Here is a 26,345-nt window from a genome sequence, read left to right as displayed (position 1 = left end):
ACTCGTTTCTTAATATTCTCTGGACTTTCCTCGATCACTTCTAAGGCAAAGGCGACATTTTCATATACCGTTAGCGTCGGTAGCAATTTAAAATCTTGAAAGACGACGCCGACTTGACGTCGAAAATAAGGGATACTGCTCTCTTTTAATACAGACAAATTCATCCCATTAACGACAATTTTCCCACTCGTTGGTCGTTCTTCGCGGTACATCATCTTAATGAACGTCGACTTTCCCGCACCACTTGGCCCAACAACATACACAAACTCGCCTTGTTTAATCGCAACATCAATCCCATGTATAGCCGTTACTCCATTGGGATATTTTTTTGTCACGCCTTTCATATCTATCATACAATCACCTATTTATTCTTTGAACTGTTGTAAATCCAGACTCATTATAACACTGAATTAAAGTTTATTCAGGTTCATTTGTATTACATTTTCTTTTCGTCTGTAATAAACTTGAGTATTTTTTCCTCATATGTATTCCGAAAAAATAGGATAAGAATTGGATAGGAAAGCTTTTCTCTCTTATGAAATATTCGACATAATTGCGCAAAAAAAACACCAGCTCCTCGGCTGATGTTTTCTCATTTTCTTATTTTTTACTTGCCAACCAGTTCGCTACTGCTTCAGCATCGGCACCTTCAACAATGTTTGGTGGCATACCACCTTGACCATTTTTAATCACGTTTAAAATTTCTTCTTCACTAAGCTTTGAACCAATTTTATCGAGCGCTGGTCCTACGCTACCTTCAAGGTTTTCTCCATGGCAGCTTAAGCAGCTTTGCTTGTACACTTGCTCACCGTCAGCAGTTGCTGTTTCTCCACCTGTTTCTTTCTCTGGCTCCGCTTTTTCTCCCCCACCACAAGCGGCTAGAGCAACAGATGATCCTAATAAAAGAGCTAATAATGATTTTTTCATTTTCATGTTATCTCCTCCTAAGGAAAAATATGATACACTTCTTCATTATAGCAGACTTACCTAGGTTTAAAACCTGCCATAACGACTTGATACACAGCAATGAACGGTCAATTGTTGATAATTTGTGAACATCTGTATACTGACTTATTTTAACCAGCTTCAAACGGATTAAACTATAACAAAAACGAAAAACCCGCTTGCTAAACAAACGGGTTTCTCTCTTAAATACGTGAACGCAAGTACGCATTAATAAATGGAGTGATCTCTCCATCCATCACGCCTTGTACGTTTCCGCTCTCTTCACTTGTTCGATGATCTTTAACCATAGAATATGGGTGAAACACGTAAGAGCGAATTTGGCTTCCCCAGCCAATATCCTTTTGCTCTCCACGAATTTCAGCCAACTCCGCTTCTTGCTCTTCTAATTTCTTTTGATATAACTTTGCTTTCAACATTTTCATCGCTTGGTCACGGTTTTTAATTTGTGAACGTTCGGACTGACAAGTAACAACAACATTTGTCGGTACATGCGTAATCCGCACTGCTGAATCCGTCGTATTAATATGCTGTCCACCCGCACCGCTTGCTCGATACGTATCAATTTTAAGATCTTCTGTACGAATGTCAATTTCAATCTCTTCATTGAATTCCGGCATCACTTCGCAAGAAACGAACGATGTATGACGGCGACCCGAAGAATCAAACGGCGAGATCCGCACTAAACGATGCACACCTTTTTCCGCTTTTAAATAACCGTAAGCATTATGTCCTTTAATTAAAAGGGTGACACTCTTAATACCAGCTTCATCTCCCGGTAAATAGTCAAGCGTCTCGACTTTAAAGCCTTGCTTTTCTGCCCAGCGTGTATACATACGAAGAAGCATTGAGCCCCAATCTTGCGACTCTGTTCCACCAGCACCTGGATGTAATTCTAAAATCGCATTATTTTTATCATGCGGCTCGCTTAATAATAATTGCAGCTCAAAATCATTGATTCGCTGCATAAACTCTTCCATCTCTGCTTCAAGGTCCGCTTGAAGCTCTGCATCCGGCTCCTCTTTCACTAACTCATGTGTCAGCTCCAGATTTTCCTGTGCTTCAAGTAAGCCGTTATACTCGTTCACAATTTCCTTTAAGCCATTGGACTCATTAATCACTGCTTGCGCTGCTTGCTGATCATTCCAAAAATCAGGATGCAACATCTCATCCTCAAGTGAAGCAATCCGTTCCTCTTTGTGTTCTAAGTCAAAGAGACCCCCTGAAGTCCGCTAATTTCTTAGCTGTTCTATCTAACTCATTACGAATTTCAAATAATTCCATACAAACACCTCATCATTTATTGGTCATCAAACAGGAAAAAAGACAGTGCATACACACAGTCATCTTTTTTCCTGTCATTATATTACGTCTATCTAAGAAATGACAACATCATTATGCCAGTTTATTTGACTTTCCCTAAAACAGTTTATTTCCCAACGCCGCAACAGTTTTTATATTTTTTGCCGCTACCGCATGGGCATAATTCGTTGCGACCAGTTTCTGGCGCTTTACGAACAGGTTTCTTTTTCGATTTGCCTTCTTCTTCTTTCGGATTAACCGCTTGACCTTTAGCGACTTCTTGGCGCTCTAGGTTATTGCGAATTTCGGCTTTCATGACATATTTAGCCGCTTCTTCGTTAATCGAAGCAACCATGTTTTCGAACATCGCAAAACCTTCATTTTGGTATTCACGAAGTGGGTCGATTTGGCCGTAAGCGCGCAAGTGAATACCTTGACGCAATTGGTCCATCGCATCGATGTGATTGATCCATTTGGAATCAACTGCACGAAGGAGAACGACTTTTTCAAATTCACGCGTTTGCTCCTCGCCCATTTGCTCTTCTCTTTCGTCATAACGCTCTTTCACTTTGGCAAAAATCAAATTAGACATATCATCCGCGTCTTTCCCTTGAAGATCAACAACTTCTAATTCGCCATCTTGTAACAAGTTCCCGTTCACATAGTCCACAAGACCTTGCAAATTCCACTCTTCTTCCGTTTCAACTGGGTTGACATGAAGACTCACGACTTGTCGAATGACCGTTTCAATCATACCTTCCATAATATCACGAAGGTTTTCTGATTCTAACACGTCATCTCGCTGCTTATAAATAATTTCACGTTGCTGGCGTAACACATCATCGTATTCAAGCAAGCGTTTACGAGCATCGAAGTTGTTACCCTCCACTCGTTTTTGGGCTGATTCAACCGCACGGCTGACCATTTTACTTTGGATTGGCTGGCTATCATCCATGCCGAGTTTTTCCATCATCGATTTCATATTGTCTGAACCGAAACGACGCATTAGCTCATCTTCCATCGATAAATAGAATTGCGTGACACCTGGGTCTCCTTGACGTCCAGAACGTCCACGAAGCTGATTATCAATTCGGCGTGATTCATGGCGCTCGGTACCGATAACAGCTAGTCCACCAAGCTCTTTCACACCTTCGCCAAGTTTAATATCCGTTCCGCGCCCTGCCATGTTTGTTGCGATTGTTATCGCACCAGGCTGACCCGCTTCCATAATGATTTCCGCTTCTCGGCCATGGTTTTTCGCATTCAACACGTTATGAGGTACGCCGCGTTTTTGCAGTAAGCTTGAAATTAACTCAGACGTTTCAATCGCAACAGTACCGACAAGCACCGGCTGTTTCAATTGATAACGCTGATAAATATCCTCCACAACTGCACGGAATTTCCCTTCCATCGTCGCATAAATTAAGTCAGCACGATCATCACGGGCAATTGGACGGTTTGTCGGAATGGCGATGACGCGCATATTATAAATGTTGCGGAATTCCTCTTCTTCCGTTTTCGCTGTACCCGTCATTCCCGATAGCTTTTCATACATACGGAAGTAGTTTTGGAACGTAATCGTCGCCATCGTCATGCTTTCATTTTGAATCGGCACGCCTTCTTTCGCTTCAATCGCTTGGTGAAGCCCGTCACTGTAACGGCGACCTTTCATGAGACGACCAGTAAATTGGTCAACAATGACAACCTCTTCGTCCTGTACGACGTAATCCACATCGCGTTGCATTGTCACATGTGCCTTTAATGCTTGGTTAATATGATGGTTCAATGTGACATGCTTTAAGTCAAATAGGTTTTCAATGCTAAATGCTTTTTCCGCTTTGTTAATACCTTCTTCAGTAAGTAACACACCTTTTGTTTTTACATCATACGTGTAGTCGTCTTCTCGCTTTAACGTGCGGACAAAGCTGTTCGCATGGATGTACAACTGGGTTGATTTTTGCGCTTGGCCAGAAATAATCAATGGTGTTCTCGCTTCATCGATTAAAATTGAATCGACCTCATCAATAACTGAATAATGAAGTGGACGCATAACTTTATGCTCTTTATAAAGCACCATGTTGTCGCGCAAATAATCAAAGCCGAACTCATTGTTCGTTCCATACGTAATATCGGCCGCATAAGCTTGGCTTTTCTCTTCTTTCGTCAAGCTGTTCAAGTTCAGACCCACAGATAGACCTAGAAAATTATATAGCTCGCCCATTTCTGTCGCATCACGCGAAGCCAAGTATTCATTGACTGTGATGACATGCACACCTTTCCCGGAAAGGGCATTTAAATAGACCGGTAGCGTCGCTGTTAATGTTTTACCTTCCCCGGTTTTCATCTCAGAAATATTTCCTTCATGAAGGGCAATCCCCCCCATGATCTGCACGCGATAAGGAAACATGCCAAGCACCCGGCGCGCTCCCTCACGCACAACAGCGAACGCTTCTGTTAATAAATCATCTAACGATTCGCCGTTACGATACCGCTCTTGAAATTCAGTCGTTTTCGCACGTAACTCCTCGTCCGATAGTGCTTCAGTCACACTTGCTAACGCTTCGACCTTCGTCGCCATATGTTCCAAACGCTTCACTTCACGTTTATTTGCATCAAATAATTTATTGAACAAACCCATAAAAAAACGCTCCTTTTACTCTTAACAAGTTAATATATGAGCCTAAAAATCACAAAATTCCTACTTAATCTTAACATTAACCCCCATTTGAAACAACTGAACGGCCTAGGTCAAAAAAGAAAAAAACGCCCATAAGAGCGTTCTTTTTCTAAATTACTGCTGAGCGGCTAATCGTTCTTGAAGAACGACTTCCATTTCTTTCGCCCGCTTCGATAAGCTTGCGGCAGTTGTGCCTAAACGCTTAGCTAAAGCTGCATTTGAATCCTTCGCTTCAATAATGCTATACGATTGTAAAAGCGACACAAGGGCACCGACATAAATTTCAGGTTTACGGATTGTTGGATTCTCCTTTTGACAGTATAGATTCCATAGAAGAACCGCTGTTTGTTGATGCAGCTCCTCGATCCCTTCTTCTTGTAAATACTCGCGCAGAGTATCAGCCGTTTTCGCTTGGGACTCTTTCTCCCATGTCAACTCGCTGTAATCAAAGGCTTCTTGAGGCTCCTCTGGTTGCTCCATCTCATTGTAAATATGGAATAAACCATCTAATACGGATAAGAAGTTATCCGCAACAAAGGCTGAGCGTTCTTCCGCTTGTTCACATTGAGCTAACAACCACTTCTCCATGCGTGAAGCCATTTCTTTTTCAAAATGGAAGTCGATCATAAAGAACGTGTACTCTTGTTCAAACGGCAATAACGCGCCAATAATAAACACTTCGTCTAAATCTACCTTCTGACGAGCACGGATCGCTACTTTTTCACCGGAAAGTATATCGCGAACTTCATATACACGGTCACTGATGACACCTAACTGACCAGCAATGAACTTCGTTTGCGGCCATGTTTTAAACACTTGCTTTGTCCGTTCGCGTTCGATCGTATTCACTCGACGAGCGACAAACTTCTCTAATACTGTCCGTCCATCTTTCAACGGATAATTTAAAATAAACCAAATTTCAAAAGCGACTAAAAATACTTGTGGATCTTTGCGAAGCACTTCGTATTTATGTAGGAGCGTTTGAAATTCTTTCTTCATCGTGTGTGAATAATTGCTCATCGCATAGTCAATTAATTCTCGCTGTAAGCTTTCTAGCTCCTCAAGCATGATTCCATGAATCGCTGAGCCTTCTACTTTTCCACAGCATTTTTTATACTTTTTACCACTTCCACATGGACATGGTTCGTTCCGTCCAACTGACATGAATGCCATTCCTCCTCGTAAATCACAAAAACTTAACACTTGTTCTATCTTAACATGCTTTGTCAACTTGATACAGATAATCAATGCCAGAACAACAAAACGCTTGCAAAGATGTACTTTGCAAGCGTTTCTCTAGTTAATTCGTTTCAATTAAACCATATTTGCCATCTTTACGTTTGTAGACGATGTTTGTCCCGTTGCTCTCAGCGTCTGTATAAATAAAGAAGCTGTGACCAAGCAAGTTCATTTGTAAAACCGCTTCTTCAGAATCCATTGGCTTTAAGTCAAATTGCTTTGTACGAACGATTGCCAACTCATCTGTATCTTCTTCTACTTCAGCAGCTGCCGCTTCATTCATTGCGATCGCAAAGTATTCTTGCGGCTCTCCTTTTTCGCGGAACTTACGATTAACTTTTGTTTTATGTTTACGGATTTGACGCTCTAGTTTATCAACAATTAAGTCGATACCTGCATACATATCTGCGTTGCGCTCCTCTGCACGAAGCACAAGATTTTTCATTGGAATTGTTACTTCCACTTTTGAATTTTTATCAGAATATACTTTCAAGTTTACATGCACAGTAGCATTTGGTGTTTCGTTAAAATAACGCTCTAACTTCCCAATCTTTTTCTCGACGTATTCACGAATCGCCGGAGTTACTTCAATGTTTTCACCACGAATGTTGTAATCCATCATGTGAACTCCTCCTTAACTTGTAGCTATGTATATATATTTCTTCATCTCTTTAAAAATACCTGCTAAATTCCGAAAAAATATATGTCGAAATTTTGACAAAGGTCCCGAATTTTTGTATTTAGCGACTTATTCTTTTGAGCATTTCAATTTTACATGCTGTTTCTTGACGTCTTTCCACGCTGCTAATAATTCCATGAAATATTCCTCTACTTCATTCACTTTTAGTACACTCTTTTCTATATTAGCTTCTATTAGGCGACGATTAATATAATCATACAACGCTAATACACGTTTTCCTTCTTCTGTTTGCATATTCACATAAGTCATTAATTCTAATACAATTTGCTGAACTTGATTTAATAGTCTATTTTTTTCTGGTAAATTACATATTTGAATAGCTACTTTGGCTTTTTCAAGATTTTGCAAAGCTTTTTGTATCATCAAAATAATGATTTCATTATTAGAAGCTGTAATAACACTTGCCTCTTCATATTTTCCCTTTGCTTTCTGATAATCCACTATAACATCTCCCTTTAAGTTTTTCTTTTATATCGGCACAAAACCTTAAAAATCGATTGTAATTTCCTTTATTTCCTATAAAAAAAGCCGATATAAAAGATGAAAAAATATTCTCAAATGAAAAGAGGTGTTTGGATTGAAAATTCAAAATCAATCTATGATTGCTTTTTCAATGAACAGGTATCAAAAGAATGAAACAAAAATTCAAAAGACCATTGATAAACTTGCTTCCGGCTTAGATATTCAAAAGGCTGCTGATAATGCATCCGGCTTAGTCGTATCCGAAACGATGCGTGCACAGATTCGTGGCATTTCACAAGCCCAGAAGAATATGCAAGATGGGCTATCTGTCCTTGAAGCAACAGATGAAGGACTCAACCATGTAAACGGTTTGCTTCATCGTGCTAGGGAACTAAGTGTAATGGCTGCTAACGATACGCTTACTCAGGAAGACCGTCAAGCAGCACAAGTGGAATTAGAGGAACTGATGAGCGGTATTAATGATACGGCTGAAAAACTAGAATTTAATACGAAAAAAATACTCGGAGAGAATTCTCCACTCGTTTTAATGGTTGGTGCTAACCCTGGACAACAAATCAAAATCGATTTAGTTAAAACAGACACAGACACTCTTGGACTAGCTGGAGCTTCACTACTGACTCAAAATGATGCTGAAAATTTAATCACTAAAGTAGACGACGCAATCACAAAAGTCTCTTTAGATTTAACTAGAGCTGGGTCTCATTATGAAGCGGTTGAGCATCATATCCGAAATGCCCATATTTATGAAAAAAATATGACGACCTCTTTTTCTATGTTAAAGGATGCTGATATGGGTAGGGAAATGCTCTCTTTCACTACCACAGAAATTAGACAAAAGAGCGATCAAATTCTTGTATCAACTGTTAATCAAAATGCTAAAGATGTACTAAACTTATTTAAATAAAAAATTAGACCCGCTCAAGTTGAGCCGGTCTAATTTTTTTTATCATAAAATACACCATCAGTCATAGAAAGTTTTCCATAAGGATCTGTATATTTTGACATACTTGCTTTTTTTATATTCACGCCTTGAATATCTTGCTTAATGACCATCATGAGCTTTTGTAGATGAGCATCAATTTTTTTGTTCCACTGCTTGATTTCATGCCCAAGTTGAATCTCTTCATCGTTGAATGGGGGAGCAATCCTCGGAAGGAGGACTCCCCTTTTTTGTAGTAACAGATCAACATCTGCTAATACTCGATCACGCTCATCAGCACTATATGCCCCTTCAAGCAAGTCTAATAGCTGCTTCGTTAACAAATGGCATTGAACAACTTCGCTCATTAAATTTGACCACCCATGCCGGAGTGTTGAGCTTGTCTATTCTTTTGTATCACTTGTTTCCATGTATCCCGAAACTCTTCCACAAATCCTTCTACTTCATTCAGAATGTCGATATCATTTTTTAAATTCGCATCTATTAAGCGGCGATTCAAATAATCATACAAAGCCATCATTTCTTTAGATATTTCGATGTCCATATTTAAAGTAACCATTAGTTCTTGAATAATTTTTTGAGCTTTTTGGATATTAATATTTTTTTGCTCATAGTTTTTTTCTTTTATCGCCTCTTTCGCTTTACGAATAAATTTCAAACAACCATTGTAAAGCATTAATGTTAATTCTCCAGGTGAGGCTGTATTAACAGAATTATTTTCATATTGTTTGTATGGATTATTTATAGACACTCAGTGCCACTCCTTTTGTTCTATATACTAATAACTATTAGGCAAATGCATTCATTAAGTAAGCTGATTGCTCATTCGCTCTTTGAATCGCCTTTTCCATCGCTGTGAATTGATTCCAATAACGTTGTTCCACTTGAACTAAACGATCTTCAAAGCGAGCAATTTGCTTGTTCATTGTATCAAGGTTTTTCCCTAAAGAATATTGCTGGTTTGTTGAATATTTGTTCCCAGCCTTTGTTCTGATTTTCTCCATCGCATTATTCGTTGTTTCATATAAACGATGAATAACTCCTTGTTGACTTTCACCTGTTCCATTACTAATGAATAAGCTTTCTACCGCCGCTGGATCTTTTTCAATTGCTTCTTTTAATTTGTTTTCGTCAATTGTTAATTTTCCACCCTCCATATAGTTAGAGGTAGTAGTAATACCAATCTTAGCTAATGAATTATATAAAGAGGACACACTATCATCTTTTACAGCCATCGATAAATCAACACGCATCTCAGACAAGGCACTTGTTAAAATAGGATCTCTGCGCAAAAGGCCACTCTTCGCCTTTTCATCCCAAAGCTCTTGTTGCTTTTCACTCAATCCTTCTCTTTCCTCATCAGTTAATGGCTGATATTTACGATAAACATTTTCAGTCGTTTTGCTTTGAACTTTCTCGATCAATTCATTGTATTTATTCACAAAACTAACAATATTTTCAAATACCTTCTCTGAATCGTTGCTTGCATTTACTTTCACTTCATCGGTAAATGTTTGTTTCAATGTGAATGTGACACCATTCATTGTGAAATTGTTTGAACTACGCTCTGTCTTTAAACCGTTGATAGTGAACTCAGCATTTTGCCCTGCTGTTGTGATAGTACTATTATTGAATTTAAATACATCTTCCATTAATGCTCCTGAAAAGAACATTTCATTACCACTTTTGTTAAAGTCACCCGTATCTGTTCTCATCAATGTCATTTGCTTAGAAAAATCATCATACATCAAAGATGCGCCAACATTAGATGCATTTACTTTTTTAATGACACTATCCATGGAGTCATTTCCTTGAACAAAAAACGTTTCAGAAGACACTTGCCCCTCACCAGTATGAGCACCTACAGAGAAAGTGGTGTAATTTTGGTTGTACGTAACCTCCAAGCCGCCTTCTAGAGATTGACCTTCTTTCAATGTTATTAATCCGGTGTCAGCGTTCAATGTTCCAATCGTTATTTTATCTCCATTCTCTAGCTCCATTTGAATGTCACGTTCTGTTCCAGTGCTCGATATAATTAATTCCTTATCCCCAAACTTCATTGTGACATCTTTTAAAGAATTTCTTTGCAATTGCAATGATGTGGAGTCTTTTGTTAAAGAAAGAGTTTCTGTTTTGGTATTTGCGATATAATCGACTTTAATCGTACTATTTGTAGCTAAGTCTTTATTAAACTCTAACGTACCATCTGATTTTACAAAAACCGTGTTATCGGTCAAATCATTTGAATCCGTCACTACTTTGTATGACTTCCCATCTACTTTGACAACTAACTCACTTGCATCAGTAGAGGAGATTTCCTGACCAAGGGAAAACACCTTTCCAGCACTGCCCACTGTAATCGTTTTACTTTCAATTACGCCTGTTTTCCAATCGATTGATGGATCGACAGAGGGATCAACTAGTTTACTAGTTTGATCATATAAACCAGCAGTTTTATTTAACTCAACTTTTCCACCATTAACAATCGTTTCTGCACTAGCTAATTTCTCAACATTAGAAATGGAATAAGAGGATGCATTCGCACCACTTGCAACCGTTGCGGAAACTTTCGACTCATCCGCAGAACTAACCTGTCTCGCTCTATAATTATTGCTGTACTTCAATTTCGTTAACTCAGCTCGAAAATCATACATCTGAGTATACATGGAACGATAATCATCACGCTGCCACTCCACTTTTTGTCTTCTTTGCTTCATTTTATCAAGTGGCATTCTTTCCGCCTTCATTAAGTCTTTCACTAACTGGTCTATATCCATCCCACTTGCTAATCCACCGATTCGCATAGTAATGCCTCCTTAAATTTTTTTATCTACTAAAATCCCTAAGTATTCGGTCATCGCTGCGTACATATCTAATAGCTTTCTCGACGGAATTTCTCTTATGACTTCCTGCGTCACATCATCGACCATCGTCACGTAATATTCTTCTAGTTCATCATGAAATTCAAACTTCACATGCAAATTGGATGGCTTCAAAAAATCATTCATTCCTTGAACGATTTTCTCCATCTGGGCTTTCGCAGGCTGACTTTGAACTTCCTTTTCTTTTTCTTTTATAGTTGTATTCATTTCTTGTTGTTGTACGGGACGAATTGTAGAAGTTATCACTTGGTTCGACGTTCCTAACTTATCAAGCATCTTCCATCGCTCCTTCTAGAAAATCATCTCTATCCCTTATATCGGAAGTCAAGCTGTGATATTAACAGGAAAAACGAAAACAGTTGATTTTTTCCGATATCACTGTTGAGACTTTATCACTCTTTAACAGAAACATGCGTTGGCTCAAGTTTGCCAACGCATGTTTTCTATATTCCCCCTCACAAAATATCTTGCACTCGTCCGACTTGTCCATCCTCTAATCGCACTTTAATGCCGTGCGGATGAAAACTGGAATTCGTCAAAATGTCCTTAACAATTCCTCTCGTTTTCTTCCCTGTTCGCTGGTCCTTTTTTAACACAATATTGACATCAATCCCCGGTTGAATATCTTTGCGATTTTGTCCGTTCATTTGTTTTCACTCCTTCTCATTTCAACCTATTTTACTCGAAAAAACAAAGGCAGTGTATTTTATTAGACAAACGTCTTTTTCTTATTTATAATAATTATTAAATAATAATAAAATTAATAGAGGTGCTACCTATGAATATTTTTAATTTTAAAGCGGAAAAAACAAATGGAGATATCGTTTCTCTTGAAAGCTATAAAGGAAAGGTGTTGCTTATCGTCAATACAGCGAGCAAGTGTGCGTTTACTCCGCAGTTTGAAGACTTGCAGAAGCTTTATCTTGCATATAAAGAAGCGGGACTTGAAATACTAGGCTTTCCTTGCAATCAATTCGGTGGCCAAGAGCCGGGCACAAGTGAAGATGCTTCCTCTTTTTGCCGATTAAATTACGGTGTCACGTTCCCAATCTTTTCAAAGATAGACGTCAACGGAGAAAATGAGGCTCCATTATTTCAATTTTTAAAAGAAGCGGCACCATTTCGCGGATTTGATGAATCCAACATCAGTGAAAAACTATTAAAACTGATGATCTCAGACAAAAATCCTGAATTTCTCCTTGGTGATTCAATCAAATGGAACTTCACTAAATTTCTCATCGACCAGAAAGGCAATGTAATCAAACGATTCGAGCCATCTGATGAGCCTGTTTCATTTGCGAAAGAAATTGAAAAATTGCTCGGTTGAGATCGAAGTTGTAGGCACGACAAACAAAAAGGATGGGGCACGCCCCATCCTTTTATAATTTATATCGATTAATCATCGCTGACAATGTTTCGCTTAGTTGCGATAATTGATCTGCAGAGTGGCTGACTGTCGAAATGGCTTTCGATTGCTCATCGACAGAAGCGGAGATTTCTTCAACAGCGGCGGCGGTTTCCTCAGAAACGGCCGAGATGTTTTGAATAGCTCCTTGAATTTCATGACTTTGGTTCGTAACTGTTATAATTTCGCTACTTAACACATCGATCGCTTGAATTGTTTCTCTGACGGCTTCTGAGATTTCATTGAATTCCGCTTCGGTTTCGTGAACGGCGCTGTTCAGCTGTGTCGAAAATAATACGGTCTCCTCCATCATCGAAACCGTTGTTTCTGTTTCTTGGTGAATGCCTGTAATCATCTCTTGTATTTGCTTTGTCGCTTGATTGGATTCCTCGGCAAGCTTTCTCACTTCCTCGGCAACAACTGCAAAGCCTTTGCCGTGTTCGCCCGCTCTCGCTGCCTCGATGCTCGCATTTAAAGCAAGGAGATTTGTTTGTTCGGTAATATGATTAATCGTTGTTGTAATATGTGAGATATTTTGAATTTGACTCGTTAAATTCAAAATGCTTGCTTTAATCTTTTCGGAAGCGGCTAGCGACTGGTCATTCGAGCTTTTCAGTACTTGGACGATTTCTTTGCCGTGATCAGTCGCTTTTGCCGTCACAACCGTAATGTCTCGAATCGCTTGATTTTCCTGATTCATTTGCGTGATCGCATCAGAAAGACGATCAACCGTTCTGCTCATATCATCAATATCGGAAGCTTGTGACACCGCTCCGCTAGAGATCTCATTCATCGCCCGAGCAATTTCTTGGCTACTTGCTGATGTTTCCTCAGACACAGCGGATAAATCAGTAGCCGAGTGAAGCAGGTCGTTGCTCGCACCTTGAAGCTTTCCAATCAACCCTCTTAGTTCACTGGACATTTTATTAAATGATTGATTCAACTGCCCCACTTCATCCGATGTTTCTTGAAGCTGTGGCACATCTAACTCGCCATCTGCAATTTTTAAAGAAATTGCGGCTGCTTGCTTTAATAAATCTAATTTTCTCTTCGCAAACCAAAATATAGTTACTAAACTTAAAAGTGCAACGGTAATGGTAATGATGGATATATAGATCTTAATAGATTGTAATGATTGATAAAATTCATATTCATAGGCTCCGACCCCAATACTCCAATCCCAAGGTTCGAAATAAACCATATAGGCCATCTTCGGTTGTTCATTTGCTTCTCCAGGATTCTTCCAACCATATCTGTAAAAGTGATCTTCAGGATTGCTTGCTTTCGCCCTTTCCACGAGTTCTCGTTGAACATACACACCGTCACTATTTTTTGTGTCTGACTTATCTTCCCCAATTGGAATGACAGGGTGTAATTGCGTTTTGTGATCAGAGTCATAGGCATACAAGTACCCGTTTTCTTTATAAAGGTAATTAGACTGTTTGTAGTCATACCCATCGGTCCCCTTCTTAGGACCATTTAATATGATTCTAGCTTTTTCCTGTGCTTCCTCTAAAGTGATTTTCCCTTCATTCACCTCTTCATTGAGCATTTCAAGCACAGGTATAGCGGTTTGAGCAATACTTCTTAATTCCTCTTTCCCAGCATTAATTAATTCTTTTTTCGCCAAATAATAGCTGGAAATGCCGATTGCACTGCTAATCGTTAAAATAACTACTGTGACAACTAAAAGTAACTGAACGGAAATTCTGTTGAAAAAAGATACATGTGTGTTCATCGGATTCCTTCTTTCGGTTAAATTCGTCATTTTTCAACATTTTATCAGACAGAATTCTACACAAAAAGAGCTTTACATATAATTAATAATTTAATTTTTCTCAATAAAGACAGAAAACAACCTGAGTCCATATAAGACTCAGGTTGCTTCGTTCCATTACTTATATTGATCGAGCTTGTAAATCACTTTCGCCGCTTCCGCTCTTGTCGATGATTTTTTTGGCATAAACTTTTGGTTGTTGTAGCCGGAAATGATGTTTTGTTCAACCGCTACATCGATTTCGTCTTTAAATGCTTGATAAATTTGCTTGTTATCTTTGAAATCAGCTGGCTTAGACGCTGTGAACTGTTTGCCTGTTTTAACTTCGAGGGCTTTCACCGTCATGGCAGCCATTTGTTCTCTCGTCACTGGCTTATGTGGAGCAAACTTATCTTTGCTCATGCCAGAGATAATTCCTGCTTCATACACAGCGGCAATTTCTTTTTCCATATTCTCTGGTACATCTTTGAAAGGAACTTTTCCTTTCGGCTTCAGATCCAGCGTTCGAGCGATAAAGAGCGCAAACTCGCCTCTTTTCACGCTAGCGTTTGGTGCAAATGTGCCATCTGTTTTTCCAAGGATGATTCCTTTACTCGTCAAGCTTTGAATATATTCGTAAGCCCAATGATCTTTTGGCACATCTTTAAAATCCTTCTCTTCTGTCCCTGGGTCCGTTGGGTTCTCTTGACCCTTCATATCAATCGAGAATTGAGCAAACCCACTATCAAGTTGTTTCACGTATTTAAACTTATCCGAGCCTTCTGTGTATTTTTGCGCGTTTGGTGATGTTTCAAACGTGACATTGACGCTGTCGTTGATCGAAGCAAAGCCCCAGTTTTTATCAGCGGATGGGTTGATCTCTTTCATTTCCATAATGTAATCGATCACGATACCACGACTTTCATCCGGCGTTTCAATGGCTAGTGCTTCTGCGTTGATGCCAGGGAAGTTTCCTCCACCACCTGCACGATAGTTGTTTGTTGCGACAAGGAATTTTTGTTTAGGGTCAATATTTTCCCCATTGAACTTCAAGTTTTTAATACGGTTGGCGTTTGGATTAACGACTTTGCCTTCGGTGCTATATTTAGCTGGTTGTGTAACGTCGACGTCATACGTTACGCCTTCAATCACATCGAAGTTATACGTCGGGAATGCTGGATTCACGAGCGCTTGTTCTGTCGTCCCTGCTTTCGGATCAATTTGGTTAAATTGACCAGCTGACATTTCTAGCCATTCCTTTACTCCTTTTCCATCTACAAGCACTGCACTTAACGTGTTTGGATATAAGTAAAGATCGGACACATTTTTGATCGCAATATCTCCCGCTGGAATGTCTGTGTAATAGTCTGGCCCCATACGTGCTCCTGCTTTAAATGGTGCCGCCGCGGATAAAACAGGTACGTTTTCATACTCGGTTCCTTTAATTTTATTCTCTAAATACCATTTTTGAGCGTTGGCGACAATTTGCACGGACGGATCATCTTGAACGAGGGCAAAATAGCTGTTAATCGGTGCCGTTGTTTTTCCAACTGCACTTCTAACCCATTCTAAAGTTCCTTCATGCTCATGTTTCACAGCATCGACAATGGCCGCATCTGATTCAACAGTCGGTTTTCCATCTGCCGTCGTAATGCTTCTCGTTTCAGCTCGACCGTCAACGACTCCCCATTTGCCATTTTCATTTTTTAGCTCAAGGTCAACAACACCAAGATGACTGCCCCAAAAACCAGGCATCACCGCAGCAACACCGTTAACCGTTCCCTTTTCAATATCCGCACCTGTCATATCTTTATACTGCGCACTCGGGAACACCCCATGAGAATGCCCAAAAAGAACAGCGTCAATTCCGTCAACTTTCGTTAAATCGTATGTTGCATTTTCCTTCATCTTGCCTTCCTCGATCGTGCCGAGTCCAGAATGAGGGATCGCGACGATGACATCCGCACCCTTTGCTTTCATTTCAGGGACAAATTTCTCCGCGGATTCAACCATATCTTTGGCGATGACTTTGCCTTCTAAATGAGCCTTATCCCAATTCATAATTTGTGGTGGAGCAAAGCCGATCACACCAACCTTAATCGTATGCTCCTCGCCATCTTGATCCTTCACTTTTTTGTCGATGATCAAGTATGGATCAAAATAGTTTTTATCATTAGTTGGATCATTATCTTTATCGTCTATGTATACGTTTGCATTAACGTAAGGGAAATCTGATCCTTTTAACGTCTTCTCAAGGAAATCCAATCCATAATTGAATTCATGATTCCCGATATTCCCTACATCATATTGCATTAAGTTCATCGCTTTATAAACAGGATGCGTTTCTCCGTCCTCTAACCCTTTAACTTTAGCGACATAATCACCTAGTGGATTCCCTTGAATTAAATCGCCATTATCAAATAACATTGAGTTTTCGCTTTCCGCACGCGCCGCTTTCACGAGAGACGCCGTACGAGCAAGGCCGTACTTATCAACCGCTTTATCTTGATAATAATCATAATTCATCAAGTTGACATGAATATCTGTCGTTTCTAATAGACGAAGCTTGACGATATCTTCATTCAAAGCATTTACATAAGTTGGTTTTTCCATCACTACCGGAACTACTACACTAAAAGCTAAAGCCGAAGCCAGTACAGTTTTTTTGATCTTATTTTTTGGCAAAGGTTTCTCCTCCTGTAAATAAACTTCATTTCCGACTTAAATGGTAACATGTACATATATAGGTATTTTTTTATTTTCGTTAAGTTATTGTAAAAAATTCTTAATCAAAAAAGACAACCCTCATTTACAATCAAGGTTGTCTGTTATATTTCAAAAAGTTAACTGCTTCATCCCGTGATCTAGCTGTTGTTCTACCGCTTTGGCGTCTTTAATATGTTCGTTGATCATTTGATCGGCGGTGTTGAATAGTTCTTTTGCTTCGGCTAGTTCTTTCTTCATTTGCGATGATAATCGCTTTTGTTCGTCAATCATTTTTTTCATTTCGTTAATATCTAATTGACTATTCTCAATCGCCGTTAAAATCCGATCGATTTTGTCCGCTGTGTTCATGCTGACTTCGATACCTTTTTCCACGAGCTCTTTACTTTTTCTTGTAGCTTCAAGGGCATGTTCAATTTCATTTCCTAAAGTAGTCGTTAGAGCTTGGATATTCGCTGTGCTATCAGATGTACTTTCAGCTAACTTACGTACTTCCTGTGCAACGACTGCAAAGCCCTTACCGTATTCACCCGCACGAGCAGCTTCAATCGATGCATTTAACGCCAACAAATTCGTCTGCGCAGCAATGCCTTCAATAACACCGACAATCGAATGAATTTCCACGGAACGCTCACTTAAAGAAGCCATATTACCTTCAGACGTTTGAATTTGCTCCCCTAATTCTTTAATGATATCCGCTGTACGATTTACTTCTGCTGTCCCTTGCTGTGCATCAGAAACAATTTGGTCAGAATGTTGCTTCACTGATTTTCCTTTTTCATATAAATGAAGCGATTGCTGTGAAGTTTGTTCACTTAAAGACTCCACGTTGTTAAATCTTCGCTCGATTTGCCCAATTGCGTCTCCAATCACTTGGTGTTGGTCATTGATTTTTCCATTTTGATTGACCGCGGCTGCTATTTCCGTCTTTACATGAGTCAACCGATTCTTTTCTTCTCGTTCTTTCGCTTCAAATGAGGCCTTTAGCGCTGTCATTTCTTCCTGTAGCTGCTGTTGGGGATATTGGTCGTTTTTTTTCGATCTAAACATATTTATGTCTCCTTTTCTCGGTGCGAACAGATTCACTTTCATCGTTGCCCATCACCTAGCAATTGTGAATGATTTTCGGATAATCAATAGCGTTACAATTTGCATTTCTGAATTGTATGATTTAACCATTTCTTGAACCTTAATGGCCCCTCTTCAAGATCCTTTTTTTACAAAGTAAGAAAATCACTCATTGACGATTAATAGGTCTCATCTCCTATGAATATTGATCATATTTAATATCGGTCCAGTTGTTAAAATTTTAATAAAATTATTGATATTGCATAAAAATTACCACCCTATGTTTTTAAAGGAAATCTCACCCTTGTGTAGAATTATGTTGAAAGAGTAGTTTTTGAACTATAAAAGGAGTGAAAATCATGATCATTGTAACAACTGAAAATATCACGAATTATAAAGTCACCGAAGTAAAAGGACCTGTCTTCGGATTAACGGTTCGCGCTAGAGGGATTGGAAAAGATATTGTCGCTTCCTTCAAAGGGTTAGTCGGTGGAGAAATTAATCAATATACAGAAATGCTAGAAGATGCGAGAAAGCAAGCAATCGATCGAATGGTGAAAAACGCACAAGCTATGGGAGCAAATGCCATCGTGATGATGCGATTTGATTCCGGAGAAATCGGTCAAAACATGAGCGAAATCGTTGCCTACGGAACAGCTGTTATCGCCGAAAAGGAATAAAAGGATGGCATGGGTCATCAGCTTTTACGGCGTGCAGCTTCTCCTCCTTCTCGTCTTGATTTTTGGCTCTTGGTTTATTTGGGATCGTCGCTTTAAAACAAAGCATGGCCAAGATGTGCCACCAGGTTTCATTCGAACAGAAGAAGTCTCCATCGATCCGACGACAGGAAAAAAGATGGTCGTCTACTTTAACCCGGAGACTGGTGAGCGGTTTTATAAGGAAGAATAGAAGAAAGTTCCCGTGTGTCAATGAATCAACACACGGGCTTTTAGTATGCTTTTTCACACAATCTTACAGGTATTAAATTGTAAACATTAAATATTTTTACTTATTATTAATTTAATTCCTCTTCCGTAAACATTATAATAGACCTAGAACTTTATCTTCATTAGTTTTTGACAAACTTCGGGGAGTGACAGGCACCTCAATACAAAGGAGGATGTAAATGTTAGCGCAGCAATCAATTAGAAATAAACTTTTGTTTATGGCTTTCATTATGTTGACTTGTGCATTTTTGGTGACGGGTTTTTTGCAAATGAATACGATTCAAAGTGTAATTGAAGGGGAAGCGTTGGAAAAAGCCCAATCTGATTTACGTACAAGTTATGCACTCATTGATGAAATGTACCCCGGTGAGTGGCGCAAAGAAGGCGACACACTGTATAAAGGCGATCAAGTGATGAACAATAACCTAGAAATTGTGGACTTAGTTGGTGAACTTACGAATGGAGATACCGCCACTTTATTTTTAGGTGATACGAGTATTACATCAAACGTGATGGTCGATGGTGAGCGTGGAATTGGTACAAAAGTAATCGATAAAGTAGCAGATAAAGTATTGAAGAACGGCGAAATCTTTTTAGAACAAGCTGATGTATTAGGACATACATATCAAACAGCTTACATGCCGATCAAAAATGAAAGCAACGAAATTATCGGAATGTGGTACATTGGTGCTCCAGACGCCTCTGACCGAATTCAAAACATTACGCAAAATGCCACTTGGAAAATGATCCTATTGGCTGTCGTTATCATCATCGTCTCGCTGTTTCTGTTTTATATTTTAACAAAAGGTATGTTGAAGCGAATTCAAGTGGCATCCGCCTACCTCTCACAAGTAGCTAATGGCGATCTTTCCGGAGAATTACTACATACCGATGCGAAAGACGAAACCGGGCAACTGATTGAATCGGTCAATAAAATGGCGACACAACTCCGCTTGATTTTAAAACAAATGAAAGAAGCGTCCTTACATATCGCTAGTTCATCTGAACAATTAACAGCGAGTGCCGATCAAAGTATGGAAGCGGCGAAACAAGTAGCTGAAGCGACGGAGCAATTGGCTTGCGGATCCGAGGAACAAAAGGCAAGCGTTGGCGAAACGATCACCGTCATCAATGTCTTATCCGCCCAAATGGATGATGCCGTCCACCGTACAGAAGATGCAACAAAATTATCCGAGAATGCCTCCAAAGCGACAGCAGAAGGCGCTGAAGAAATCCAAGCTGTTATTTCATCGATCACTGCGATTCATCAAAAAGTGAAAGATACAGCGATCATCATTGAAAAATTAGATCAACGCTCGCAAGAAATTAACGACATTATTTCCATGATTACAAACATTGCCGAACAAACCAATTTACTTGCCTTAAATGCGGCCATTGAATCGGCACGCGCAGGCGAATCTGGACGCGGGTTTGCGGTCGTAGCTGAAGAAGTGCGAAAGCTAGCCGAGCAATCCGCTCAATCTTCTGGACAAATCGCTTCTTTAATCATTGAGATTCAACAAGAGACGAAAGAAGCGGTCGCATCAATGGCAGAAGGAACGGATCAAGTAGAAGCAGGCATGAAAAAGACGGTGCACATTCATGACGTATTTGCCCATTTGGAGCAGGCGATCACAGCCGTAACGAAAAAAATACTAGAAGTCGAAAAGAATATTAAGGCAACCTCTTCAAGCAGTCAGCAAATGGTCCACCTCATCGACTCCGTCGGTGAAAAAGCAGACGACGGAGCAGCAGCTAGCGTACATAATTCTGCGGCCGCTGAACAACAACTAGCGACCATTCAAGAAATTTCTGCGTCAGCGAACAGCTTAGCAAAACTGTCAGAAGAGATGAACAGCATTTTTGGTCAGTTTAAATTTTAACCAGAAGAAGGTGTCTCATAAGTCAGTTGCTCGACTTATGAGACACCTTTTTTATCGAATGGGGAATCAGTTAGGAAAATGCGAGAAAATCAGCCACGAATTAGTAACAGTCAATCACTAAGCACGCCCAACCAGTCATCACTCTTTCCAATCCATCACAAAAGCTATACACTAACGGTAAAATAAACCTTAATGGAAAGGAACGAGAACATGCAACATCCTCATACAGGAACGATACTACAGGAAAGATTAAAAACACATAAAATGGTCGCTGCGGTGAAAGAGCCTAAATATATTGAAAAGGCGATTAAATACAAAGACCATTTGAGCGCGGTCTTATTAATGACAGGAACGATTTTAACAGTAAAAAAATATGTAGATTTCATTCAATCTCATGGTCTACCTGTTATTTTGCATGTTGAAAAGATTGGTGGATTAGAAATGGATCGAGATGGGATTGAGTTTGTCAAAAGAAATGTGCAACCACATGCGATCGTGACGACTAGAAATGGCATTATAAAAAAAGCAAAATCTAGCGGGCTCGTCGTTGTTCAACGAATTTTCTTAATCGATACGGAGGTTTATACGAACTTAGTAAAAGATATTGAGCGCATTCAATCAGATGTCATTGAAATTATGCCCTGTCGCGTGCCTGACTTTTTGAATAAAATATCAAAAATCTCCCCAGTACCAACTATCACCGGCGGACTACTCAATTCACCAGAGCACGCAAAACAAGCATTAGAAAACGGTGCACTCGCAGTAACTACCTCCAATCCTGACATGTGGAAAATCAATTTAAATGAATTGTAAATGAAAAATTTACATTATATTAATACTAATCTAACAATCACTCGTTATTGTATAAGCATAAAGTGAATAAAAAACGGTGCGAACAGAGAGACCTCAAATTTGATGTATAGCGATGCGTATACATTTTATTTGAGGGCTCTTTTTGTTTTTTCCACTATATCAAGGAGGTGAACCAATTAGAGAAACAACTTCTACTATTATGTAACAAACATTCTTAACGACATGTAGTTCTCGTGATACTAATTTACAAAGGAGACCGATGAAATGAATTCATTTTTAAAATTATTTAGTTTACTTTCATTAATCTTAGTGCTAGCCGCCTGTGGAAAATCTGGTGATAATGCGTCCAATGATTCGTCAAAAAATGGTGAAAAAACAGTGATTGAATACTGGCATGTCAATGCAGAAACTCAAGGTGGAAAAACAGTAGAAGAATTGGTCAAAGCATTCAATGAGCAAAGTGAAACGACAGAAGTTATCGCTAAATACAACCCTGATATGTACAAAGGGTTAATGCAAAACTTGCAAGCTGAAGCGGCATCTGGAAAATCACCGGCCGTCGTACAAGTCGGATGGTCTTTCTTAGACTATTTCTCTAATAACTTTAGCTACATATCACCACAGGAAGTAATCGATCAACACTTCCAAGACGACCAAACCTTCTTAAAAGATCACTTTTTAGATAATGTCATGGACTTAGCAAAAAATTCAGAAGGCACACAAGTCGGTATTCCTTATTCATTAAGTACGCCTGTTCTATATATCAACAAAGATCTATTAAAAGAAGCAGGTCTTGATGAAAACGGTCCAAAAACTTGGCAAGAGGTTCAACAATTCTCAAAAGTTATTAAAGAGAAAACAGGTAAGCACGGTTTTTATATGCAAGAGCCTGCTGATAACTGGGCAACACAAGCTTTATTAGAAAGTAACGGCGCTCGTATGTTAACAGACGGAAAAGCTACTTTCGCTTCTAAAGAAGGAATCGAAGCCTATCAATTAATGGCCGATATGATTGTAAAAGACAAAACAGCTCTTCACTTGCCTTGGGATCAAGGTGTCCAAAGCTTTATTGATGGCAATGTAGCAATGGCTTACACAACGATTGCTCGCCGTTCACAAATTCAAGAAAATGCAAAATTTGACGCAGCAGCTGTGAAATCACCAGCTTGGGAAGGAAAAGACGTACGTTTACCAGCAGGTGGTGCGATGTTAGCCATTACGGCTCAAGAAGAAGCACAACAAAAATCAGCTTGGGAATTCATGAAATATTTATACAGTGTAGAATCTATGGCGAAATGGACAGAAGGCACAGGATATGTCCCTCCACGTAAAGATGTGGCAGAAGCAGAGGATGGTTTGAAAACTTTCCTAGAAGAAAATGAAATGATGAAAGCAGCAGTAGAACAGATGGATGGCGTAGTTTCTTGGACTTCTTTCCCTGGCGATGCTGGACTACAAGCTGAGCAAAAGCTATTAGACGTCCGCGATCAAATCCTTGGTGGCCAAGTCGATGTGAAGGAAGGCTTAACATCAACAGAAAAAGAAATCAATGAATTATTGAAGTAATTTTCTATTCACAAGGCTGTCTCATAAATATAGGAGATTCCGTTCCGAACAAGTCTCTACATGAGAATATTCCCCCTCTCAAAAGAGATATTCGGATCGTAGTCCCCTTTTATGGGGCACCCCTGTGAATAAAGCAAATGTGGGAGGAAAGCAAATACATGCAAGCTATGAAATCTTCAAAAATCAAGTTAACGAAAGACCACTGGAAAGCTTACGGCTTACTCATTCCTTCCTTACTCATTTTCACCTTCTTTATGTTTTGGCCGTTTGTATACACGATCTATTTAAGCTTTTTTGATTGGAATATGGTAAAGCCAACGAAGGAGTTTGTCGGTCTTCAAAACTATAAAGACATCTTATCTGATCCAATTACATACAAAGTGTTTGGGAATACGTTGCTCTATATTGTTTTATTATTAGCGATCAACCTGATCGTTCCTTATATTTTCGCTTTTGTTCTTGATATCGTTTTAAAACGATTCAACAACTTTTATAAAGGAGCCATCTTTCTACCTTCCGTCATTTCATTGGTGGTCGGATCGATCCTATTCACTTGGTTATTAAATCCTGTTTCGGGACCAGCAGCGATTATTCTTGGGTGGTTCGGGATAGAGATGCCGATTTGGAGCAAATTAGATGGCTGGGTCATCGTCGTATTAAGCTTAATTACTTCTTGGAAAGTATTCGGATATAACTTTATCGTCCTCTATGCCTCCGTGAATGGCGTTTCACGAGAAGTGATCGAAGCTGCCCGTTTAGATGGCGTTCCTTTATGGAAAATATTCATTCATATCGTGCTGCCGATGAGTAGTGCGACTGGCATTTATGTCTTAATCATCACGATCGTTCAAGGACTACAATATGTATTTACGCCGATTAAAGTCATCACACAAGGCGGACCCAATTATGCTAGTTCCAACGCCATCTATCATGCTTATCATGAAGCCTTTGTTTTGTACCGAACAGGACATTCCGCTGCTTTATCGATTTTAACGATGGCGATCTTTATTATTTTACTTATTATCGAATTCAAGTTTGTAGAAAGAGGTATCCATTATGAAAACTAATCGCTTCGTATCGATACCTTGGCATATTGTGTTTATGGTGGCGACCGCGATCCTCACCTTTCCGATTATTTTTGCAATCGGTATTTCGTTCAAACCATTAGAAGATGCGTACAATAATGCCTTAAATTTCATCCCGATACACCCCACTTTAGAAAACTATGAAACATTTTTTGAAAGCTTAAATGTATTAAAGATTGTTGGAAATACGTTTATTATTGCAACGACCGTTACTTTGTTTAAAGTATTCACTTCTTTTCTAGCGGCGTATGCGTTTGTGTTCTTTGATTTCAAAGGAAAAAACATCCTGTACTTTCTCTTAATTAGTACGATCTTTATCCCTTTTTCAGTCACAATGATTCCTAATTATTTAGTCATCTCTGATCTTGGGTTAGCTGATAGCGTCTGGGGCGTCATTCTGCCACAGCTAGCTGATGCAGTCGGAATCTTTCTACTCAGGCAGTCCATGAAAACCATTCCAATGTCCTTAATTGAGGTAGCGAAACTAGACAACTTAGGGCATGCACGCATCATGAAAGATATCGTGCTACCGCTAGTGAAACCCGCGATCACATCAACAGGGATTTGGTTCTTTATTTTATCGTGGAATGAATACGTATGGCCGGTGCTCATTTTGAAAACAGTCGACAATTATACATTGCCGTTAGCGCTACAAATGTATATTAGCTCAGAAGGTGGAACAAATTTCACTGTCGCAATGGCTGTTGCCGTGATCACGATGATCATACCATTAACACTATATTTACTGTTCCAAAAGTATATTATTGGAACATTTACTTCTTCAGGAATTAAGTAAAGGCGGGATATTGTGAAGGAAATTCGATTTGAAAATGTATATAAATCTTACGGAAAAACCGAAGTCGTGAAAAATCTCAATTTAACGATTAAAGAGGGCGAGCGATTAATCCTTCTGGGCCCCTCTGGATGTGGCAAATCCACCACTTTGCGGATGATTGCCGGATTAGAGGATATCACTTCAGGCTCGTTATATATGGATAACCAAAAAGTCAATGATCTCCCGAGTGGCAAACGAAATGTTGCTATGGTTTTTCAAAACTATGCTCTCTATCCGCATATGAATGTCATCAATAACATTACATATGGCTTGAAAGTTCAAAAAGTACCAACAGATGAAATCAATCGCCGAACCGAGGCTGCTTTAAAGATGCTTCAGCTAGAAGAGTATAAAGATCGCTTACCGAAAGATTTATCGGGTGGGCAAAGACAACGGGTCGCTTTAGCGAGAGCGGTCGTGAAACAAGGCGATTATTTTTTACTAGATGAACCGCTATCCAATTTAGACGCTCAATTACGTGTGTCGGCCCGAAAAGAATTAGTCAAAATCCACGAAACGTATAAACAAACACTCGTTTACGTCACTCACGATCAAGTAGAAGCGATGACAGTAGCGGATCGGATCGCCTTAATGTACAAAGGAGAACTGCAAATGGTTGATACGCCCGATAATGTTTATCACCGACCAGCTAATATTTTTACTGCTAAATTTATTGGCTCTCCCCCGATGAACGTCATCGATATCGACGTTCGGCAAGGCAAAGTAATTCTGGCCAATCAAGCAATAGAGTTAAGCGCTGAGTGGAGCGATTATATCCAGCAAACTGGTGAAAAAGAGCTTGCATTCGGGATTCGTCCAGAACATATTCATCTGTCAAAAACTTTGGTAACAAACGGGTTGAAAGGTCATGTCAAATATGTAGAAAACCACGGAGACAACTATGGTGTTTATATTGATGTAGAAGGAAATGAACTCATCGCTATGAGCGAATCAAAAAAATGGTCACCTAATGAGCTCGTCTATGTAGAACCAAGAATGGACAAAATCCATATGTTCAACAAGCAAACAACGAATTCCATCGGTTACCCAAAATCATTAAATAACGGAGAGTGAACA

General features: G+C 39.4%; 24 protein-coding genes and 1 pseudogene. 10 read left to right on the top strand and 15 right to left on the bottom strand.

The window, feature by feature from the left end; translation table 11 throughout:
- The 7 genes from CEF22_RS03005 to fliS (CEF22_RS02975) all read right to left on the bottom strand — a co-directional run.
- A partial coding sequence (locus tag CEF22_RS03005) for a cell division ATP-binding protein FtsE (protein ID WP_157843268.1) occupies positions 1-353 on the bottom strand: 353 nt, incomplete at its 3' end.
- A gap of 247 nt (positions 354-600) precedes the next feature.
- Positions 601-927: a cytochrome c551 gene (gene cccB, locus CEF22_RS03000; protein WP_095480556.1), complete on the bottom strand. Its 327-nt coding sequence runs from the start codon at positions 925-927 to the stop codon at positions 601-603.
- 221 nt (positions 928-1,148) lie between these two features.
- Positions 1,149-2,247 (bottom strand): peptide chain release factor 2 gene (gene prfB, locus CEF22_RS02995; protein ID WP_100401701.1). Its coding sequence is split into 2 segments (ribosomal slippage): positions 1,149-2,174 and positions 2,176-2,247, totalling 1,098 coding nucleotides; the frame shifts between segments, so codons are not numbered across the junction.
- Positions 2,248-2,392: 145 nt separating this feature from the next.
- Positions 2,393-4,903, bottom strand: a complete 2,511-nt coding sequence (secA, locus tag CEF22_RS02990) for a preprotein translocase subunit SecA (RefSeq protein WP_100401700.1) — start codon at positions 4,901-4,903, stop codon at positions 2,393-2,395.
- A 153-nt stretch (positions 4,904-5,056) separates the two neighbouring features.
- On the bottom strand, positions 5,057-6,106 hold the full coding sequence (locus CEF22_RS02985; protein WP_157843152.1) for an SEC-C metal-binding domain-containing protein: 1,050 nt from the start codon (positions 6,104-6,106) through the stop codon (positions 5,057-5,059).
- Positions 6,107-6,242: 136 nt separating this feature from the next.
- Positions 6,243-6,803 carry a ribosome hibernation-promoting factor, HPF/YfiA family gene (gene hpf, locus CEF22_RS02980; protein ID WP_100401698.1) on the bottom strand — a complete coding sequence of 187 codons (561 nt, stop codon included), beginning with the start codon at positions 6,801-6,803 and terminating at the stop codon, positions 6,243-6,245.
- Between the two features lie 126 nt (positions 6,804-6,929).
- Complete coding sequence (gene fliS / locus CEF22_RS02975) at positions 6,930-7,322, bottom strand: flagellar export chaperone FliS (protein ID WP_157843151.1); 393 nt, start codon at positions 7,320-7,322, stop codon at positions 6,930-6,932.
- A 136-nt stretch (positions 7,323-7,458) separates the two neighbouring features.
- Here fliS (CEF22_RS02975) and CEF22_RS02970 point away from each other — a divergent pair, with 136 nt between their 5' ends.
- The gene (locus CEF22_RS02970) at positions 7,459-8,268 is read left to right on the top strand and encodes a flagellin N-terminal helical domain-containing protein (RefSeq protein ID WP_100401696.1); all 810 of its coding nucleotides are present in this window, start codon (positions 7,459-7,461) and stop codon (positions 8,266-8,268) included.
- 29 nt (positions 8,269-8,297) lie between these two features.
- Here the strand turns inward: CEF22_RS02970 and CEF22_RS02965 are convergent, their stop codons facing one another.
- The 5 genes from CEF22_RS02965 to CEF22_RS02945 form a co-directional block, all read right to left on the bottom strand.
- Positions 8,298-8,651: a flagellar protein FliT gene (locus CEF22_RS02965; RefSeq protein ID WP_100401695.1), complete on the bottom strand. Its 354-nt coding sequence runs from the start codon at positions 8,649-8,651 to the stop codon at positions 8,298-8,300.
- Complete coding sequence (fliS, locus tag CEF22_RS02960) at positions 8,651-9,055, bottom strand: flagellar export chaperone FliS (RefSeq protein WP_100401694.1); 405 nt, start codon at positions 9,053-9,055, stop codon at positions 8,651-8,653. Before fliS (CEF22_RS02960) ends, CEF22_RS02965 begins: the two co-directional genes overlap by 1 nt.
- 37 nt (positions 9,056-9,092) lie before the next feature.
- On the bottom strand, positions 9,093-11,108 hold the full coding sequence (gene fliD / locus CEF22_RS02955; RefSeq protein WP_157843150.1) for a flagellar filament capping protein FliD: 2,016 nt from the start codon (positions 11,106-11,108) through the stop codon (positions 9,093-9,095).
- A 12-nt stretch (positions 11,109-11,120) separates the two neighbouring features.
- A complete protein-coding gene (flaG, locus tag CEF22_RS02950; RefSeq protein WP_100401693.1) occupies positions 11,121-11,462 on the bottom strand; it encodes a flagellar protein FlaG in 342 nt (113 codons plus the stop codon).
- Positions 11,463-11,641: 179 nt separating this feature from the next.
- On the bottom strand, positions 11,642-11,833 hold the full coding sequence (locus tag CEF22_RS02945) for a YwbE family protein (RefSeq protein ID WP_100401692.1): 192 nt from the start codon (positions 11,831-11,833) through the stop codon (positions 11,642-11,644).
- 131 nt (positions 11,834-11,964) lie between these two features.
- On the opposite strand from CEF22_RS02945, the gene CEF22_RS02940 reads away from it, so the two are divergent.
- Complete coding sequence (locus CEF22_RS02940; protein ID WP_100401691.1) at positions 11,965-12,513, top strand: glutathione peroxidase; 549 nt, start codon at positions 11,965-11,967, stop codon at positions 12,511-12,513.
- 52 nt (positions 12,514-12,565) lie between these two features.
- On the opposite strand, the gene CEF22_RS02935 is transcribed toward CEF22_RS02940, so the two are convergent.
- The 3 genes and pseudogenes from CEF22_RS02935 to CEF22_RS19050 form a co-directional block, all read right to left on the bottom strand.
- Complete coding sequence (locus CEF22_RS02935) at positions 12,566-14,329, bottom strand: methyl-accepting chemotaxis protein (RefSeq protein ID WP_198508015.1); 1,764 nt, start codon at positions 14,327-14,329, stop codon at positions 12,566-12,568.
- A gap of 156 nt (positions 14,330-14,485) precedes the next feature.
- Complete coding sequence (locus CEF22_RS02930; protein ID WP_100403886.1) at positions 14,486-16,960, bottom strand: bifunctional 2',3'-cyclic-nucleotide 2'-phosphodiesterase/3'-nucleotidase; 2,475 nt, start codon at positions 16,958-16,960, stop codon at positions 14,486-14,488.
- A 222-nt stretch (positions 16,961-17,182) separates the two neighbouring features.
- A pseudogene (locus tag CEF22_RS19050) lies at positions 17,183-17,710 on the bottom strand (methyl-accepting chemotaxis protein); the annotation flags it as partial.
- A gap of 788 nt (positions 17,711-18,498) precedes the next feature.
- Here CEF22_RS19050 and CEF22_RS02920 point away from each other — a divergent pair.
- The 8 genes from CEF22_RS02920 (at position 18,499) to CEF22_RS02885 (ending at position 26,342) form a co-directional block, all read left to right on the top strand.
- The gene (locus tag CEF22_RS02920) at positions 18,499-18,819 is read left to right on the top strand and encodes a YbjQ family protein (RefSeq protein ID WP_100401688.1); all 321 of its coding nucleotides are present in this window, start codon (positions 18,499-18,501) and stop codon (positions 18,817-18,819) included.
- Positions 18,820-18,823: 4 nt separating this feature from the next.
- Entirely contained in the window at positions 18,824-19,048 is a 225-nt protein-coding gene (locus tag CEF22_RS02915) for a hypothetical protein (protein WP_100401687.1), read from the top strand.
- A 217-nt stretch (positions 19,049-19,265) separates the two neighbouring features.
- A complete protein-coding gene (locus CEF22_RS02910; RefSeq protein WP_100401686.1) occupies positions 19,266-20,969 on the top strand; it encodes a methyl-accepting chemotaxis protein in 1,704 nt (567 codons plus the stop codon).
- Positions 20,970-21,179: 210 nt separating this feature from the next.
- Positions 21,180-21,782 (top strand): glycerol-3-phosphate responsive antiterminator, encoded by a 603-nt coding sequence (locus CEF22_RS02905; protein WP_100401685.1) that lies wholly within the window; start codon positions 21,180-21,182, stop codon positions 21,780-21,782.
- A 264-nt stretch (positions 21,783-22,046) separates the two neighbouring features.
- On the top strand, positions 22,047-23,348 hold the full coding sequence (locus CEF22_RS02900) for an ABC transporter substrate-binding protein (RefSeq protein ID WP_100401684.1): 1,302 nt from the start codon (positions 22,047-22,049) through the stop codon (positions 23,346-23,348).
- 158 nt (positions 23,349-23,506) lie between these two features.
- Positions 23,507-24,415, top strand: coding sequence for a carbohydrate ABC transporter permease (locus CEF22_RS02895; protein WP_198508013.1), 909 nt, complete (start codon positions 23,507-23,509; stop codon positions 24,413-24,415).
- Complete coding sequence (locus tag CEF22_RS02890; protein WP_100401683.1) at positions 24,405-25,229, top strand: carbohydrate ABC transporter permease; 825 nt, start codon at positions 24,405-24,407, stop codon at positions 25,227-25,229. The genes CEF22_RS02895 and CEF22_RS02890 overlap by 11 nt, the downstream gene beginning before the upstream one ends.
- A 12-nt stretch (positions 25,230-25,241) precedes the next feature.
- The gene (locus CEF22_RS02885; protein ID WP_100401682.1) at positions 25,242-26,342 is read left to right on the top strand and encodes an ABC transporter ATP-binding protein; all 1,101 of its coding nucleotides are present in this window, start codon (positions 25,242-25,244) and stop codon (positions 26,340-26,342) included.
- Positions 26,343-26,345: the final 3 nt, after the last annotated feature.

The sequence above is a fragment of the Bacillus sp. FJAT-42315 genome (assembly GCF_002797375.1).
Taxonomy (GTDB): Bacteria; Bacillota; Bacilli; order Bacillales; family Domibacillaceae; genus Bacillus_CE.
This window is presented reverse-complemented; position numbering and strand designations above follow the sequence as displayed.

Bases quoted from the DNA above. Each gene is read 5' to 3' on its own strand.
- CEF22_RS02910 (WP_100401686.1), top strand. From the start codon at position 19,266: ATGTTAGCGCAGCAATCAATTAGAAATAAACTTTTGTTTATGGCTTTC.
- CEF22_RS02940 (WP_100401691.1), top strand. From the start codon at position 11,965: ATGAATATTTTTAATTTTAAAGCGGAAAAAACAAATGGAGATATCGTT.
- CEF22_RS02985 (WP_157843152.1), bottom strand. From the start codon at position 6,106: ATGTCAGTTGGACGGAACGAACCATGTCCATGTGGAAGTGGTAAAAAG.
- CEF22_RS02915 (WP_100401687.1), top strand. From the start codon at position 18,824: ATGGCATGGGTCATCAGCTTTTACGGCGTGCAGCTTCTCCTCCTTCTC.
- CEF22_RS02965 (WP_100401695.1), bottom strand. From the start codon at position 8,651: ATGAGCGAAGTTGTTCAATGCCATTTGTTAACGAAGCAGCTATTAGAC.
- CEF22_RS02945 (WP_100401692.1), bottom strand. From the start codon at position 11,833: ATGAACGGACAAAATCGCAAAGATATTCAACCGGGGATTGATGTCAAT.
- CEF22_RS02930 (WP_100403886.1), bottom strand. From the start codon at position 16,960: ATGGAAAAACCAACTTATGTAAATGCTTTGAATGAAGATATCGTCAAG.
- CEF22_RS02900 (WP_100401684.1), top strand. From the start codon at position 22,047: ATGAATTCATTTTTAAAATTATTTAGTTTACTTTCATTAATCTTAGTG.
- fliD (WP_157843150.1), bottom strand. From the start codon at position 11,108: ATGCGAATCGGTGGATTAGCAAGTGGGATGGATATAGACCAGTTAGTG.
- CEF22_RS02935 (WP_198508015.1), bottom strand. From the start codon at position 14,329: ATGAACACACATGTATCTTTTTTCAACAGAATTTCCGTTCAGTTACTT.
- CEF22_RS02905 (WP_100401685.1), top strand. From the start codon at position 21,180: ATGCAACATCCTCATACAGGAACGATACTACAGGAAAGATTAAAAACA.
- CEF22_RS02895 (WP_198508013.1), top strand. From the start codon at position 23,507: ATGCAAGCTATGAAATCTTCAAAAATCAAGTTAACGAAAGACCACTGG.
- secA (WP_100401700.1), bottom strand. From the start codon at position 4,903: ATGGGTTTGTTCAATAAATTATTTGATGCAAATAAACGTGAAGTGAAG.
- CEF22_RS02890 (WP_100401683.1), top strand. From the start codon at position 24,405: ATGAAAACTAATCGCTTCGTATCGATACCTTGGCATATTGTGTTTATG.
- flaG (WP_100401693.1), bottom strand. From the start codon at position 11,462: ATGCTTGATAAGTTAGGAACGTCGAACCAAGTGATAACTTCTACAATT.
- CEF22_RS02920 (WP_100401688.1), top strand. From the start codon at position 18,499: ATGATCATTGTAACAACTGAAAATATCACGAATTATAAAGTCACCGAA.
- cccB (WP_095480556.1), bottom strand. From the start codon at position 927: ATGAAAAAATCATTATTAGCTCTTTTATTAGGATCATCTGTTGCTCTA.
- hpf (WP_100401698.1), bottom strand. From the start codon at position 6,803: ATGATGGATTACAACATTCGTGGTGAAAACATTGAAGTAACTCCGGCG.